This is a genomic window from Marinobacter sp. CP1 (assembly GCF_001266795.1).
In the GTDB taxonomy this organism is placed as follows: domain Bacteria; phylum Pseudomonadota; class Gammaproteobacteria; order Pseudomonadales; family Oleiphilaceae; genus Marinobacter; species Marinobacter flavimaris.
Window position 1 is genome coordinate 2,102,890 of the sequence record NZ_CP011929.1, and the last position, 15,406, is coordinate 2,118,295.

The following is a 15,406-nucleotide window of genomic DNA, read 5'->3' on the forward strand; positions in this document are numbered from 1 at the left end:
GCACAGAACAAGACTGGCGCTAACTGTTGGACCCCAAACATCACCCTGTCCGTCTGTTCCTGCATTCTCTGATTATACTCAGTTCAGGCCTTTCTGGTTGAAAGCCGCCAGGCCAGACAAAACAACAAAGTTAGGAGACTTGCCAATGAAACTTCTCAAGGCTCTCACCGGTGTGGCCGGTGCGATCGCTCTTACCACGGGCTCCGCTTTTGCAGACGATCTGCGCTGGAAAATGCCCGTAGCCTTCGCAACCAACCTTCCTGGCCTCGGTTCTCCCGCTGCCTGGGTTGCAGACAACCTCACTACCGCTTCTGATGGCAGCATCCAGGTCCGTGTCTATGAGCCCGGCAAGCTGGTTCCGCCGTTCGACATCCTGCAGTCCGTCTCAGACGGCAAGGTTTCCGCCGGTTACACCTGGATCGGTTACGACCAGGGCAAAGTGCCTGCGATTCCCCTGTTTGCCGCTGTTCCCTTCGGCATGAAGCCGCCTGCCTACATCGGCTGGTATTACTACGGTGGCGGTCATGAAATGCTGCAGGAAACCTATGCCAACAAAGGCTTCAATGTTCACGCACAGCTGTGCGGTATCATTGGGCCTGAAACAGCGGGTTGGTATTCCGAGCCCATCGAGACCCTGGAAGATTACAAAGGCCTGAAGATCCGCTTCGCCGGCCTCGGCGGCAAGGTCCTCGAAAAGCTGGGCGCCTCTGTCACCATGATGCCTGGCGGCGAGCTCTACCAGGCACTGGAGAAGGGCACCATCGATGCCACCGAATTCTCCATGCCAGCCATCGATCAGATCCTCGGCTTCAACCAGGTGGTCAAGTACAACCTGTTCCCGGGCTGGCACCAGCAGTTCACAGCCCAGTACATGCTGATCAACAAGGACGAGTGGGCACGGGCCACCGAGGCACAGAAGGCGCTGGTTGAGGCTTCCTGCACCGCGGCAACCACCCGTGGTCTGGCCGAGGGCGAGTACAAGAACGGCAAGGTTCTGGCCGAGTTCCAGGACAAGGGCGTTCAGGCTGACCAGATCCCCCGCGACGTTCTGCTCAAGTTGCGCGAAGTAACCGAGGAAGTGCTTGAAGAAGAAGCTTCCAAGGATGCTGACTTCAAGCGTGTCTATGAAAGCCAGCAGGAGTTCATGGAATCCTACAAGGTGTGGGATACCCGCGCCTATGTTCCGGCGGACCTGTAAGGTTCGGGGCTGACCCAGGGCACCGGACGCAATGCCGGTGCTCTTTGATTTAGTCTGGATGGCCCTGCGGGGCCATCCTTGTTTCACGGCAGGCTTTCTGAACGAGGAACTGTTGTATGACAGTGTCTGATAAAGGCTCTCCGCCCGAGGTGCATGCATCGGCGTCGGACGCCGGTCAATTTATTCATCATCACACCGAGTTTCCAACCACCTGGCTAAGCCGGGTTCTGGACGCCGTGATTTCTGCAATAGGCAAGAGTGCCTCCTGGCTCTGGATTGTGGTCACGGGCGTGATTATCTACGCAGTGGTGGGGCGCTATGCCTTTGGCATGGGGTCGGTCACTCTGGAGGAAGTTCAATGGCATCTGGCTGGCGCGGGCTGGTTGTTGGGGCTGGGCTACACCCTGGTAACCGATGATCACGTGCGGGTGGACGTTATCCATGAGCGCTTGTCGTTGAAAGGCCAGGCCTGGATCGAGCTGTTTGGGCTGGTGTTCCTGTTGTTGCCGTTTTTGGTGTTGGCGGTCTACGAAATGATTCCCTATGCCGTGAGCTCCTGGGAGCAGGGCGAGACCAGTCAGGCGCCGGCGGGCCTTCCTTACCGCTGGATTCTCAAGGGCGTTCTCGCGCTGTCGTTTGGGCTCCTGATCGTCGCGGCCCTGTCCCGTCTGCTGAAAGTGACGGCTTTGCTTTTCGGCTTTCCGAAGCCAATCCGGGTCGAGTCCGGTGAGACCAAGAAAGAGGATGCGTCCTGATGGAGCTTGAAACCCTATTTGTAATCGGCATGTTCCTCACCTTCGGGGCGCTGCTGATGACCGGCTATCCGGTTGCTTGGGTACTGGGCGGCACCGCGGTTATCTGGACCGTTGTTGGTGTCGTCGCCGTTGAGAATTTTGGAGCCAATCTGTGGTTCGATTATCAATCTTCCATGGGGCTTGTGCCCGAGCGAATCTGGAAGGTGGTCAGTAGCGAAACCCTTGTGGCACTGCCCATGTTTATATTCATGGGCATCATGCTTGACCAGTCCGGCGTAGCCGAGCGACTGATGAACAGCATGGTCAAACTGTTTGGCGCCGTTCGCGGCGGCTATGCGGTGACCGTCATCGTTATCGGCGTTCTGTTGGCCGCGACCACCGGTATCATCGGGGCGTCCGTCGTGCTCCTCGGCATGTTGTCCCTGCCGGTCATGATGGAGAACAAGTACGACAAGGGCTTTGCGGTGGGTACGGCGTGTGCCACCGGAACCCTGGGTATTCTGATTCCGCCCTCCATTATGCTGGTTCTGATGGCCGACCGCCTGGCGGTTCCCGAGGCGTCAGTCGGTGACCTGTTCATGGGCGCCTTCTTCCCCGGCCTTATGCTGGGTGCCATGTACGTGGCCTACGCGATTATCCGTCCGATGCTGCAGCCGAACATTGCGCCGGTGCCGGAAGGTACCGAAAAAGTGAGCTGGGCCATCGTCTGGGAAGTGGCAAAGGCAGTAGTGCCAACCGCCGCGTTGATCCTGGGCGTACTGGGTTCCATCTTTGCCGGCATAGCGACTCCAACGGAGGCTTCCGGTGTGGGCGCCCTGGGTGCTCTCCTGCTGGCACTGATGTCTGGCCGACTGAACCTGAACGTGCTGAACTCTTCCATGCAGCAGACGACGCGCACGGCGGCGTTCATCTTTGCCATCTTCCTGGGTGCCACCGCGTTCTCCGTGGTCCTGCGGGGTCTGGGCGGCGACCAAGTGATCGAAGACGCTCTGTTGGGTCTGCCGTTCGGTCCTTATGGCGTGATTCTGACCATTCTGTTCGGCGTATTCCTGCTCGGCTTCTTCCTGGACTGGGTGGAAATCACACTGATCATCCTGCCGCTGGTTGCCCCGGTTGTGCAGAGCCTTGGCTTTGATCTGGTCTGGTTCACCATCCTGTTTGCCATGTGCCTGCAGACCTCTTTCCTGACGCCACCGGTCGGATTCGCGCTGTTCTACATCAAGGGTGTAGCGCCGCCGGAGATCGCCGTTACCGACATCTACCGTGGCGTTATACCGTTCATCATTATTCAGCTGGCAGCGCTGGCTATTGTGTTCGTGGTACCGGAAATCGCGACCTGGCTGCCCAGCGTGGCTTACGACTAAGGAGAAAATAACCATGCGTCTGGAAAACCGGATTGCTTTGATTACCGGTGCCGGTCGCGGCATCGGCCGGGCCATTGCCGAGGCCTACGGCCGCGAAGGCGCCAAGGTCGCTGTGGCTGATCTGACACTCGAGGCGGCCCAGGACACCGTAGATGCCATCGAGCAGGCCGGCGGCACTGCCATCGCCCTTGAAATGGATGTGACTGACGAAGATGCAGTTGACGTAAACGTCAACTCTGTGGTTAAACAGTGGGGTGGTCTGGACATCGCCATTGCGAACGCCGGCATCCAGCACATTGATCCGGTGCACAAACTGGCTTATTCCGATTGGCGCAAAGTCATGAATGTGCATCTTGATGGCGCTTTCCTGGTGACTCGCGCGGCACTCAAGCACATGTACGAGAGCGGCGGTGGCACCATGCTCTACATGGGGTCGGTGCATTCTCTGGAGGCTTCTCCCCTGAAAGCCCCTTATGTGGCGGCCAAGCACGGCATGCTGGGGTTGTGTCGGGCGGTGGCGAAGGAAGGTGCGGAACACGGGGTGCGGAGCAACATCATCTGCCCCGGGTTTGTGCGCACGCCCCTGGTGGACAAGCAGATTCCGGAACAGGCCAAGGAGCTGGGCATTTCCGAAGAGGAAGTGATCAGTAAAGTTATGCTCAAGAACACTGTGGACGGGGAATTCACCACCCTGGAAGACGTGGCAGAGTTGGCGGTTCATCTGGCTGCATTCCCCTCTGCGGCTTTGACTGGCCAGTCCATCGTGGTCAGTCACGGCTGGCATATGCAGTAACATTCAGGAGATATGGATGAGCAATGAAGAACAATCACCGGTAGTCTGGTCTCCGTCGGAAGACACCCTGGCCAATTCCCGTATGGGCCAGTTCAGGACATGGCTTGAGCAGCAGGGCTTCGGCCCGTTTGCTGACTACCACGCACTGCACCAGTGGTCCATTGATGAGCTGGAAACCTTCTGGCAAAAAGTCTGGGATTACTGTGGTCTTGTCTGCGATACGCCGGCTGAAAAAGTACTGGGCAAGCATGAAATGCCGGGCGCCGAATGGTTCCCCGGGATGAAGCTGAACTTTGCTGCCAACCTGCTGAGGCTGGCAGATGGTGAGCACCGCGATCGCGAAGCGGTCGTGGCGTACTGCGAAACCCGTCCGGTGCTGCGTCGCACCTACGCCGAACTGAAAGCCGATGCCGGTGCCCTGGAAGCCTTCCTGCGCAGCAAAGGCATCAAACAGGGTGACCGGGTAGCCGGTGTTGTTACCAACGGCTATGAAGCCCTGGTGGGGATGCTGGCCGCTACAAGTCTTGGGGCCATCTGGAGTTCCGCGTCACCGGATTTCGGCATCGGCGCGATTCTTGACCGCTTTGGCCAGATCGAACCTTCGGCTCTGATCGTCGTGAACGGCTACGGCTACGGCGGCAAAGTGTTTGCGCGCCAGCAGGATTTTGCCGAGCTCATTGCCGGCCTGCCAACGCTCAAGGCGGTTGTCAGTGTCCAGCAACTGCCAGACGAGGCTCCGATTTCGGGCGATCTGGTGACTACCTGGGAAAACGCCCTCGCTGCTGGCGAAGGAACGGCTCCTTCCTTTACGCCTCTGCCTCCGGATCATCCGGTGTATATCCTGTATTCCTCCGGCACCACGGGCAAACCCAAGTGCATCGTGCACGGCAATGCTGGCCTGCTGGTCAATCATGCCAAGGAGCTGATGCTTCACGGCGACGTTGGCCCCGAAGACCGATTCCTGTACTTCACCACCTGTGGCTGGATGATGTGGAACTGGCAGGCCTCCGCCCTGATGACCGGCGCCGCCGTAATCACCGTTGATGGCTCTCCGGGTTACCCGAGCCTGAACTTTCTGTGGGACACCGTTGCGGAAGAGAAGGTCACCCACTTCGGAACCAGCGCCCGGTTCATTGCCGGCTGCCGAAAAGGCGAACTCAAGCCCGCAAAAACCCTGGATCAGAGCAAGCTGCGAGTGGTGTTTTCCACCGGCTCACCGCTGTTGCCGGAAGACTATGACTGGGTTTACAGCGATGGCGCCCCCGACGCCCTGCTTGGCTCCATTGCCGGTGGCACGGACATCTGCGGCTGCTTCGTGGGTTCAACGCCACTGCTGCCTGTTCGCCGCGGCGAAATCCAGTGCCGTTTCCTGGGCGTCGACGCGGTTGCCTACGGCGACGATGGCCAGCCGGTCAGTGAAGGTCGCGGCGAGCTGGTCTGCCGTCAGCCGCTGCCATCCATGCCCGTCAGCTTCTGGCAGGATCCGGATGGCGAGCGCTACCGCGACGCCTACTTCAACACCTTCCCGGGCGTATGGGCCCATGGTGATTTCATCGAGTTCACCGAACACGGCGGCGCCATCATCTATGGCCGCTCTGACGCCACCCTGAACCCGGGCGGCGTTCGAATCGGTACCGCGGAAATCTACCGCCAGGTCGAAACCGTGGCCGAGGTCAAAGACAGCCTCGTTGTCGGCCGTCAGATCGACGGCGACGTGGAAGTGGTTTTGCTGGTGGTTCCGGCCGACGGTCAGGAAATCACCGACGATCTGCTGAAACAGCTCAAGAGTCGAATCCGCGAGGGCGCCAGCCCACGGCACGTGCCCAAGCACATTGTGGAGGTGAACGACATTCCGTACACCCGCAGTGGCAAAAAGGTGGAATTGGCAGTGGCCCGTCTGATCAATGGTTCGAAGAAGGCGGACAATCGGGATGCTTTGGGGAACCCCGAAGCGTTGGATCACATTCGGGAGCGGTTGGCCGAGGTTGGGCTGTTGCCCAGTTGAAGGTCTGAAATCTGATGGAGGCTGTCGGTTTATGCTGTGCTAATCCGACTTACTCTCTTGATTTTGTCGACAAAAATGCTTCCGAGAATGGCCTTGATTGACCGCGCGGAGGCACACCGAGAGGCCCGGTGAGCGGCAGAAGAACCCCTTTCCAAAACTGTGCGGAGCCAGGGATGGCGGAGCCCAAGCGTCACAGGGATGTGCCGTTAGGAGCGTGTTTTGGAAAGGGGTTCTTCTGCCGCTCTACCCGAATGTCCGATGTTAGAAAGTTTCGTAAATTCCCGCCATTTCATCGTCTTGTAACCGAAGATCAGGCATTTTTAGTCCGTTCTTATACTAAGATCGTAACCAAAATTAACGAAAAAATGGTATCTTAGTAGCCCTATCAAAAGTTCCTAATCAGTCATTGCTCAGGTCGGACGTTCAAAAGACGCCTGACCCCGCCATGACCGTCCTGAACCCACCCATTAGCCTGAGGACGAAAATGACATCATCCAAAGCCAAGATTGTCTACACACTGACTGACGAGGCGCCAGCCCTCGCAACACGGTCGCTTCTTCCCATCCTGGAAACCTACGCCAAGCCGGCTGGTATTGAATTCGAAACCAGCGACATCTCTCTCGCGGCGCGTATTCTGGCGAACTTCCCGGATTATCTGGAGGAAGATCAGCGGGTTCCGGATGCCCTGGCCGAACTGGGTGAATACACCAAGGACCCGGACGCCAACATCATCAAACTGCCGAATATCTCAGCGTCCATTCCCCAGCTGCGGGCCGCGATCAAGGAGCTGAACGAGCAGGGTTACAACGTTCCGGAATACAAAGAAAACCCGGAAAATGACGAAGAGAAAGAAATTCAGTCCCGCTATGCCAAGGTTCTCGGTAGTGCCGTTAACCCGGTGCTGCGTGAGGGCAACTCCGACCGTCGTGCGCCGACTGCCGTAAAGGCTTTTGCCCGCAAATACCCGCATTCCATGGGTGAGTGGAGCCCGGCCTCACGTACCCACGTGGCCCACATGCGCGGTGGTGACTTCTACTCCAGCGAGCAGTCCGTAACTCTCGACAAGGCGACCAAAGCCAACATCGTGTTCGAGAACAAGCAGGGTAAGCAGACGGTTCTGAAATCCGACCTGCCGCTGCAGGAAGGCGAAGTTCTGGACGGCATGTTCATGAGCAAGAAGGCGCTGGTGAAGTTCTTCGAGGACGCCATTGCCGATTGCGAGAACACCGGTGTCATGTTCTCCCTGCACGTGAAAGCCACCATGATGAAAATCTCCCACCCGATCGTGTTCGGTCACGCGGTGAAGGTTTTCTACAAAGATCTGTTCGACAAGTACGGCGAGCTGTTCGACGAGATCGGCGTGAACCCGAACAACGGTCTGTCCAGCGTGGTCGAGAAGATCAAGCAACTGCCGGAATCCAAGCAGGAGCAGATCCAGGAAGACCTGCACGCCTGTTACGAGCACCGTCCGGAAATCGCCATGGTTGATTCCGTCAAGGGCATCACCAACCTGCACGTTCCAAGCGACGTCATTGTTGATGCTTCCATGCCGGCGATGATCCGTAACTCCGGCAAGATGTGGGCGCGTGACAACAAGCTCAAGGACACCAAGGCGGTTATGCCCGAGTCCACCTACGCCACCATCTACCAGGAAGTGATCAACTTCTGTAAGACTCACGGTGCCTTCGATCCCACCACCATGGGGACCGTACCGAACGTTGGTCTGATGGCGCAGAAAGCCGAAGAGTACGGCTCTCACGACAAGACCTTTGAAATCAAGGAAGACGGTGTTGTTCGCGTTGTTGCCGAAGACGGCACCGTGCTGACCGAGCACAACGTTGAGAAAGGCGACATCTGGCGCGCATGCCAGACCAAGGACCTGCCGATCCGTGACTGGGTCAAGCTGGCGGTCAATCGTGCCCGTGCCACCGGTATGCCGGCCGTGTTCTGGCTGGACGACGAGCGTGCTCACGACGCGCAGCTGATCCAGAAAGTGAACACCTATCTGAAGGATCACGACACTGAAGGTCTGGATATCCGCATCATGTCCCCGGTTCGCGCCATCCGCTGGACCATGGAGCGCCTGATTCGCGGTCTCGACACCATCTCCGTGACCGGTAACGTACTGCGTGACTACCTCACCGACCTGTTCCCGATCCTTGAGCTGGGTACCAGTGCCAAGATGCTGTCCATCGTTCCGCTGCTCAACGGCGGTGGCCTGTACGAGACCGGTGCCGGCGGTTCCGCACCCAAGCACGTGCAGCAGCTGATCCAGGAAAACCACCTGCGCTGGGACTCTCTGGGTGAGTTCCTGGCCACTGCGGTCTCCCTGGACGAGCTGGGCGAGAAGCAGAACAACGAGCGCGCGCGTCTGCTGGGTCAGACCCTGGACAAGGCCACCGAGCGTCTGCTGGAAAACAACCAGTCTCCGTCCCGGGTAACCGGCGAGCTCGACAACCGTGGTTCCCACTTCCACCTCGCCCGCTACTGGGCAGAGGAACTGGCCAACCAGGACAGCGACAAGGAGCTGAAGGAGTTCTTCACCAAGCTGTCTGCACAGCTGGAAGAGAACAAGGACAAGATCCTGGAAGAGATGACGGTGGTTCAGGGCAACCCGGCGGATATCGGTGGCTACTACCACCCGCCGATGGAGAAGGTCTGCGAAGTGATGCAGCCGAGCGCCACGCTGAACCGGATTCTCGAAGAAGCTCGCGCATCCGTGAAGTAAGTCAGCCTGTGAGCATCCGGCTTAACAGGCGGATGCCCTCAAAAAACCGGACAACCCTGGCGGGTTCTCCGGTTTTTTTATGGCTGTATACCGGGCGTTCATTCCTCGTCCGGTTCGTCCTGATAGCCTTTGCCGGTTTCGCCGGCTCGCCTGAGCTGAATCAGGGTGAGTGGGGGTCCCACCAGTTCAAAGATCACCGTTGCACCAATGACCAGAGGCAGAATATACGTCAGTTCCGGCAGCCGTTCTGTGGCCAGCAGTGCCAGGCCTAGGGCAACGCCGGCCTGGGGCATGAGGCAGGCGCCGATCCGTTTCCGGGTATGAGATGCAGAACCGGCCAGATAGCCGCCGAACCGTCCGCCGGCCAACCTGCCGGCAATCCGGGCGGCAACATAGGCGAGGCCCAGTGCGCCGAGGGTTGGCAGCATGGCCCACTCGAGCTGGTAGCCGGCCATAAAGAAGAACAGGGCCAGGAACGGCTCGGAAACCCCTTCAATTGAGCGGAACGGGCGCACATGATGCCTTGCCCGGTTGGCGACCACGATGCCGAGGGTCATGCAGGTCAGCAGATAGGAGAGACCAAGAAATGACGCGATACCGGCGGCTACAAAAACAAACCCGGCGGACTCGAGCAACATCGGCTCGCCGGGCCGCAGCCGGCCCGTAAGCCAGGCCATAGGCAGACCCAGGACCGTGCCCAGCAGAACCGCCCCTCCGACATCCAAAAGACCGACTCCGAGGGTCGAAAGCCCGGTACCGCCTTCGCCCAGCAGCAGTTGTGCACCGACCAGGCAGATACTGAACAGGATGGCGCCCCAGGCATCATCAATGGCGACGACCTGGAACACCAGCCGGGTCAGCGGACCGTTCGCACCAGCTTCCTTCAACGTATCAAGTGTTGCTGCCGGTGCTGTTGCTGTTGCGATGGAACCCAGGAGCAGCGCAGCGGGTAGATTACGAGTAACAAGCCAGACTGCAACGGCAACAAATGCCGCCGTCACCAGAGTGACCGCGAGGCTCACAATCACGGCTTCCCGGCCTTCTGACAGGTTTTTCACTGCCATGCGCTCGCCCAGCAGGAAGCCGACCATGGCAAGCGTTAATTGGGTAATGAATCCGAAGTGATCGTCTGCACCTGCTGGCAGAAGATCCAGAAGTTCCGGCCCGGCAAGCGCCCCAAGCAATAGCAACAGGGTAACCCTGGGCACGTGTATGCGCTGGCCGATGCCGTGTGCGGCAAGAGCCAGCAGCAGGGTGCCGCCGATTAGTAGCAGATCCGTTGCGTGATTCACGGGCTACTCCTGGTGGGGGGTGGAATGTAGCGGAGCGAACGCGCCTTTGGTCAGGAGGGCCAGATCGCGGGGCGCAAGTTCAATCTCTAGCCCTCTGCGCCCCCCGCTGACAAATATGGTGTCGAAGTCCAATGCCGAGTCGTCAATAAAGGTTGTCAGCTGTTTTCTCTGGCCCAGGGGGCTGACACCACCCAGGACATAGCCGGTGGTGCGCTCGACCAACTGTTTGTCTGCCATCCCGGCTTTTTTCCCACCTGAGGCCCGGGCGATCAGTTTCATATTGAGCATGGTGGTCACCGGGACAATGGCAACCACCAGCTCCTTGCCGTCGATGGCCACAACCAGTGTTTTGAAGACCCGGGCGGGATCCACGCCGGTTTTCTCGGCGGCCTCGGTACCATAGCTCTCGCTGGCCGGGTCGTGGTCGTACTCATGGATGGTATGGGGTACAGAGGCTTTGCGCGCAGCGTTGATGCCAGGCGTCATGCTGGGCTCCTGAAAGACGGCAGAAACCGGGAATTAAAGCAGCTAAGCGGCATCACAACAACTGTCTGGCGTGGAGGCAAAACCCGATTCCCGGGTGGATTTTACCGGGCATGACATTTGACGCTCGACTTAAAGCGCCGTTATGACTATTTTTCGTACATTATAAATATTCAAACATCGATGGCGGTGTTCATGGAGCCTTCGTCGTCGAAATCTCAGGGAATGAAAAGCTTGAACGAAAACCGCACACCCCTGCGGCGCGCTGGCTGGGCTGCCGTGGTCTATCTGATCGCCGGCTTTGCCTGGATTGCGTTTTCCGACACTCTCGCGGAAACATGGTTTCCCGATCCGAAAACCCTCTCCGTCATCCAGACCTGGAAAGGCTCTTTCTTTGTGCTGATAACCGGGGTGATTCTCTTTTCTGTGTTGCTCCGCCAACTCACCAAGGATCGGGCCCTGCTCAACCTCCAGCACCGACAACGGCAAGCACTCCGTGAGCGCGAGCGTCAGCTCCAGATCCTGATGGACAATCTCCCGGGCATGGCCTATCGCTGCCTGTATGATCCCGACTGGACAATGAAATTTGTCTCCCAGGGATGCACCAAGCTGACTGGTTATGAGCCCGATGAGTTGGTCAACAACCGGGTCACCAGCTATGCGGCGCTGGTTAGCGACGCTTCTAATCAGCAACTGTTCGAGCAAGTCAGAGTGGCCCTGGAAAAAGAAGAATCGTTTTCCCTGGAATACGAGGTCACCCGAAAAGACGGCAGTCGTATCTGGGTCTGGGAGCGGGGACGAGGCGTTCAGGAGGACGATGGCTCGCTCCACCTGGAAGGCATCATTCTGGACATTTCTGACCGCAAAGTGCTAGAGACAGAGCTTGAGCAAATGGCCACTCGGGATCCCCTGACCGGTCTTCTGAACAGGCGGGAGATGTCCCGGGTGCTGGATGAGGAGCTTCAGAGAGCCCGTCGTTACCAGCGACCCATGGCAGTGCTCTGGGTGGATTTCGACCATTTCAAGGATGTGAATGACACCTACGGCCATGCTGCAGGTGACTCGGTTCTCAGAGCTATCAGCCGCCTGTTGCTGGGTAGCGTCCGCAGCGTCGATTCCATCGGTCGGTTTGGCGGCGAGGAGTTCGTGATTGTTTTGCCTGAAATGGATCTGGAGGAGGCCCAGGAAACGGCCGAGCGTTTACGGCGCAAAGTGGCGGAAGAGCCGCAGCCGTTGGGGAATGGCGAGGCGGTGCCCCTGACCATCAGCGTGGGCGTTGCGGTCTACCCGGATCACGGGCAGACTGCTTCGACACTCTGTGCCGCCGCCGACAAAGCCATGTATCTGGCAAAGGATAGGGGCCGCAACTGTGTCGCCATGGCGCACCTGCACGACCAGGTCCATAATCAGTAGTGAGACTCGTGTCCTGGCAGGTGGAGGAGGTGACGTCCGCTTTGCTGCGGCCCGGCCAATGTGGCCCGGGCCGGTTCTGTTGAACATAGAAAAACAACAATCGTACTGAAAAAGGTTTGAGCCGATGAACCGACTTGCCCGCCGTGCCCTCCATAGCAGTCAGATTCCCGAGGATCTCGAATCCGTCACCTTTCGGGATGATGCCGGTGAAAATCCGGCTGCTGCCGGTGTCAGTCAGGAAACGGTTGATGCCCTGTGGCGCAGCGTCCAGAGCCTTTACCGGACCGGCGTGCACCCGGGTATCCAGATTTCCATCCGCCACAAGGGTGAGCAGGTTCTGCACCGGGCGATTGGCCATGCCAGTGGCAATGGCCCCCATGACCCGCGCGACGCCGCCAAGGTTCCGATGACGACTGATACTCCGATCTGCTACTTCTCCGCCTCCAAGGCGGTGACGGCACTGCTTATGCACATGCTGGCGGAACAGGGCCTGGTCAACCTGATGGATCCCGTCTCCTACTACTGCCCGGAGTTCGGGGTTAATGGGAAAAGGACCATCACCGTTCACCAGATTCTTTCTCACCGCGGGGGCATTCCTGCCATTCCACGGGAAACGCCGATTGATGTGCTGTGGGATAACGATGAAATCTGGCGTCTGCTCTGTGCTGCACGACCGGTGGAAGTGGACGGCGCCAAGGTGGCCTATCACGCCATCACCGGCGGTTTTGTCCTGCAGCGGGTATTGGAACGCGTCACGGGCGACACCATTGAAAAATACCTCGACAAGCATTTGCGTCGGCCCATGGGCATGAAATGGTTTACCTATGGCATTGCCCCGGAGCATCTCGATGAGCTGGCCTGCAATTACGCCACCGGACCAACGCCGCGTTTCCCCGTTTCCTGGGTTGTTAACCGCGCGCTGGGTGGCGATATCCGGACCGTCGAGCGGGTTACCAATGACCCGAGGTTCCAGGAAGCGGTGATTCCGGCGGGCAATCTGTGCGGTACGGCCGAGGAAATGGGCCGCTTCTTCCAGATGATGCTGAATGGCGGGCTCTGGAACGGCCGTCGTATCTGCAGCGAAATCACCATCCGCCGGGCCATTCAACAGTTCGGTTCGCTACAGATAGACCGCACCATGATGATACCCATGCGCTTCAGTGCCGGCATGATGCTGGGTGGCAATCCTGTGGGCCTCTGGGGTCAGAACAGCCGGTTTGCTTTCGGTCACGTCGGTCTGATCAACAAGCTGTGTTGGGCGGATGCGGCCCGAGATATTTCGGTCAGTCTGCTGAACACCGGCATCCCGATCGTCGGTCATCACCTGCCGGCACTGGCGAAGTTCGTGTATACCGTGGGCAATCGTTTTCCGTTGATACCCGAGCACCGGCGACCGCTGATCGCCGCCTGAGGCAAAGGGTTCAGAGCGTCCTGAGCTGGGCTTCGAGTATGCCCAGCACGGAGGACAGAATGTCCCTGAAATCCGTCAGGGTCTGGGTGCGCTGGATGACGTCTTCCCGGTTTTCATCAAGTCGCTCAAGCTTGGGCACAACCCGGCGTATGCCTTCTGTAATTACCTCATAGGGGTAATGGTGGTCCTGGATACTGAGCTTGTTTATCTCGGCCACTTCCTGGCTGAATATGCTGATGATGTCGTACAGCATGTCCTTGTGGTGAATGCTGCTGGCTTCCCAGTAGGCATCGTCCAGCAGTTCCAGCAGCGACAGATATTCACGGAGGGTATCCGCCACGGATGTCTGGGTCATGGGAGCTCCTGTCGGTGGGCATTGTCGTCTCTACAGGGAACTATAGCAGGGGTTCTGTCGTCTGGATGACAGGTGGTCCGGCAGAGCTGAAAATAAAAATGAAACTCTATTCATTTTAATTGCACTATGTCGGACAGTTGTGCAGACTTGCGTGATGGGAAAAGGATCTATCACGACTCATTGGACGAGAAGCCGAATGGACAAGCCCACCCCCCCCAGTAACCAGCCCGCCTCCCGCGAGGTCAAGCTGGACCATCACGACAGCGTTCGCAATCATGTGCACCAACAGGTGCGCTCTGAAGTTGAACGGCTGGAGCGCCGTATAAAAACCCTGCGTCTTGTCAAAGCACCCCACGCGGCCATCATGATCTCCACCTATGAACGCATGATCGACCGCAAGAAAGGCTTCCTGCAGAACTGGGACCTCAGGGATGGCGGCGCCGGCTAGCGGCCGGCGACAGGCACCGTTGTCCAGCTGGTAATCGCGTCGGCATCTTCCTGGTAGGTGCAATTGGCCGGATTCGGTATCGTGTCCTGCTCGTCCGTTGAGTCAGGATCGTCAATGCGCGCTGGCTCGCCGTTCGAGGCAAAAATCCTGACCACGTCCATGTTGTAATCCAGCTCGACTCTCAGGCAGTCCGGGCTGTTGTCTCCCAGGCCATAACCCGGATAGCGATCGAGTGTGATCACCTCGGATTCGTCATTCTTTATAAACAGCGTGTCGGTGTTTTCGTCAATGAAATCCTGGCGCAGTTCAATGCTGCCATGGTTCCGACTCAGGTAGTCGGCGGTGGCGAATTCGGTGGGGCTGTAGCCCAGTGTCATGAAACTGTTGGCATCAAACCGGCTGCCTGCCAGCACGCTGACCAGTTCCGGCTGGGCGGCCTGCTCCTCTTCTTCAACACTGCGGCTGACATACTGGATCGTGCGATATACCTTGTTTTCGAGATCCGAGCCTTCCGGGCCATCCGGCAGGTAACGCCAGTCGAGCGTCGGGTAGATCCAGAGCTGGTCGTTCAGCGGCAGATTGGCAATCACCGCCGACTGGTCTGTGAACCGGATCTGCGCGCCTTTGCCCCGGCTGTTGTAGGTGCCTGCGACACCATCTGCAATCCTCTGGCTGATGTATCGTTTGCCTTCCTGGAAATTGGTGACTTCGCCGGAGGCCAGCACCTGGTTCATCAGGTCCAGCGGGTTGCGCACGCTGTCATAGCTGTTGCCGGCGTCCGTTGGCGTGGCGCGGATGAAAACCTCGATGTGGCTGCGTATTTCCCCGGTGGTTTGCAGGTCGTCGGAATCGTCTGCTGCCGGCTGGATGCCCCGGTAAAAGTCCCAGAAACGGGTATTGCCGAGGTTGTCCGGTGCCACCTCCGTGTTTTCCAGGTTGAAGCTCGAGAACGTCAGATCCACATTGGTCGCCGGATTGAACGCGGAAGGTCCGGTATCCTCAAGTCCGCAGCCACTCAGGACAAGTGTGGTCATGGAAACAGCGGCGAAAATGCAGGAATGTCTCATTTCAGATGGCCCCGGGATGCGAAAAACGGTGTAAACGGCTAAAGTGAGTCACCGGGACGGTATAGCCCCGGCGTGGCTACTGACAGTAAAACAA

At 58.3% G+C, this 15,406-nt stretch carries 13 protein-coding genes; 9 read left to right on the top strand and 4 right to left on the bottom strand.

All coding sequences use genetic code 11. The features are described 5' to 3' along the window. The first annotated feature begins 145 nt into the window (after positions 1 to 145). The 6 genes from ACP86_RS09715 (at position 146) to ACP86_RS09740 (ending at position 8,843) form a co-directional block, all read left to right on the top strand. Positions 146 to 1,198, top strand: coding sequence for a TRAP transporter substrate-binding protein (locus ACP86_RS09715; RefSeq protein ID WP_053113486.1), 1,053 nt, complete (start codon positions 146 to 148; stop codon positions 1,196 to 1,198). A 116-nt stretch (positions 1,199 to 1,314) separates the two neighbouring features. Then, positions 1,315 to 1,953, top strand: coding sequence for a TRAP transporter small permease subunit (locus tag ACP86_RS09720; protein WP_008176766.1), 639 nt, complete (start codon positions 1,315 to 1,317; stop codon positions 1,951 to 1,953). Continuing rightward, positions 1,953 to 3,317: a TRAP transporter large permease gene (locus tag ACP86_RS09725; protein ID WP_053113488.1), complete on the top strand. Its 1,365-nt coding sequence runs from the start codon at positions 1,953 to 1,955 to the stop codon at positions 3,315 to 3,317. Before ACP86_RS09720 ends, ACP86_RS09725 begins: the two co-directional genes overlap by 1 nt. A 13-nt stretch (positions 3,318 to 3,330) precedes the next feature. After that, positions 3,331 to 4,110 (top strand): 3-hydroxybutyrate dehydrogenase, encoded by a 780-nt coding sequence (locus tag ACP86_RS09730; RefSeq protein WP_053113490.1) that lies wholly within the window; start codon positions 3,331 to 3,333, stop codon positions 4,108 to 4,110. Between the two features lie 16 nt (positions 4,111 to 4,126). Beyond that, positions 4,127 to 6,115, top strand: a complete 1,989-nt coding sequence (locus tag ACP86_RS09735) for an acetoacetate--CoA ligase (RefSeq protein ID WP_053113491.1) — start codon at positions 4,127 to 4,129, stop codon at positions 6,113 to 6,115. Positions 6,116 to 6,599: 484 nt separating this feature from the next. Next, the gene (locus ACP86_RS09740) at positions 6,600 to 8,843 is read left to right on the top strand and encodes an NADP-dependent isocitrate dehydrogenase (protein WP_014578929.1); all 2,244 of its coding nucleotides are present in this window, start codon (positions 6,600 to 6,602) and stop codon (positions 8,841 to 8,843) included. Positions 8,844 to 8,941: 98 nt separating this feature from the next. Here ACP86_RS09740 and ACP86_RS09745 read toward each other — a convergent pair whose 3' ends face one another. Continuing rightward, positions 8,942 to 10,135 carry a cation:proton antiporter gene (locus ACP86_RS09745; RefSeq protein WP_053113494.1) on the bottom strand — a complete coding sequence of 398 codons (1,194 nt, stop codon included), beginning with the start codon at positions 10,133 to 10,135 and terminating at the stop codon, positions 8,942 to 8,944. Between the two features lie 3 nt (positions 10,136 to 10,138). Next, a complete protein-coding gene (ybaK, locus tag ACP86_RS09750; RefSeq protein WP_008176781.1) occupies positions 10,139 to 10,621 on the bottom strand; it encodes a Cys-tRNA(Pro) deacylase in 483 nt (160 codons plus the stop codon). A 222-nt stretch (positions 10,622 to 10,843) separates the two neighbouring features. Here ybaK and ACP86_RS09755 point away from each other — a divergent pair, with 222 nt between their 5' ends. Both ACP86_RS09755 and ACP86_RS09760 read left to right on the top strand, forming a co-directional pair. Continuing rightward, a complete protein-coding gene (locus ACP86_RS09755; RefSeq protein ID WP_108018187.1) occupies positions 10,844 to 12,031 on the top strand; it encodes a GGDEF domain-containing protein in 1,188 nt (395 codons plus the stop codon). Between the two features lie 124 nt (positions 12,032 to 12,155). Then, a complete protein-coding gene (locus ACP86_RS09760; RefSeq protein ID WP_053113496.1) occupies positions 12,156 to 13,442 on the top strand; it encodes a serine hydrolase domain-containing protein in 1,287 nt (428 codons plus the stop codon). A 10-nt stretch (positions 13,443 to 13,452) separates the two neighbouring features. Here the strand turns inward: ACP86_RS09760 and ACP86_RS09765 are convergent, their stop codons facing one another. Beyond that, entirely contained in the window at positions 13,453 to 13,797 is a 345-nt protein-coding gene (locus ACP86_RS09765) for a hypothetical protein (protein WP_008176786.1), read from the bottom strand. Between the two features lie 196 nt (positions 13,798 to 13,993). Here ACP86_RS09765 and ACP86_RS09770 point away from each other — a divergent pair, with 196 nt between their 5' ends. After that, positions 13,994 to 14,245, top strand: coding sequence for a hypothetical protein (locus ACP86_RS09770; protein WP_053113497.1), 252 nt, complete (start codon positions 13,994 to 13,996; stop codon positions 14,243 to 14,245). On the opposite strand, the gene ACP86_RS09775 is transcribed toward ACP86_RS09770, so the two are convergent. Beyond that, positions 14,242 to 15,312 (bottom strand): hypothetical protein, encoded by a 1,071-nt coding sequence (locus ACP86_RS09775; RefSeq protein WP_053113499.1) that lies wholly within the window; start codon positions 15,310 to 15,312, stop codon positions 14,242 to 14,244. The two genes, ACP86_RS09770 and ACP86_RS09775, sit on opposite strands and share 4 nt — an antisense overlap. Positions 15,313 to 15,406 lie beyond the last annotated feature (94 nt).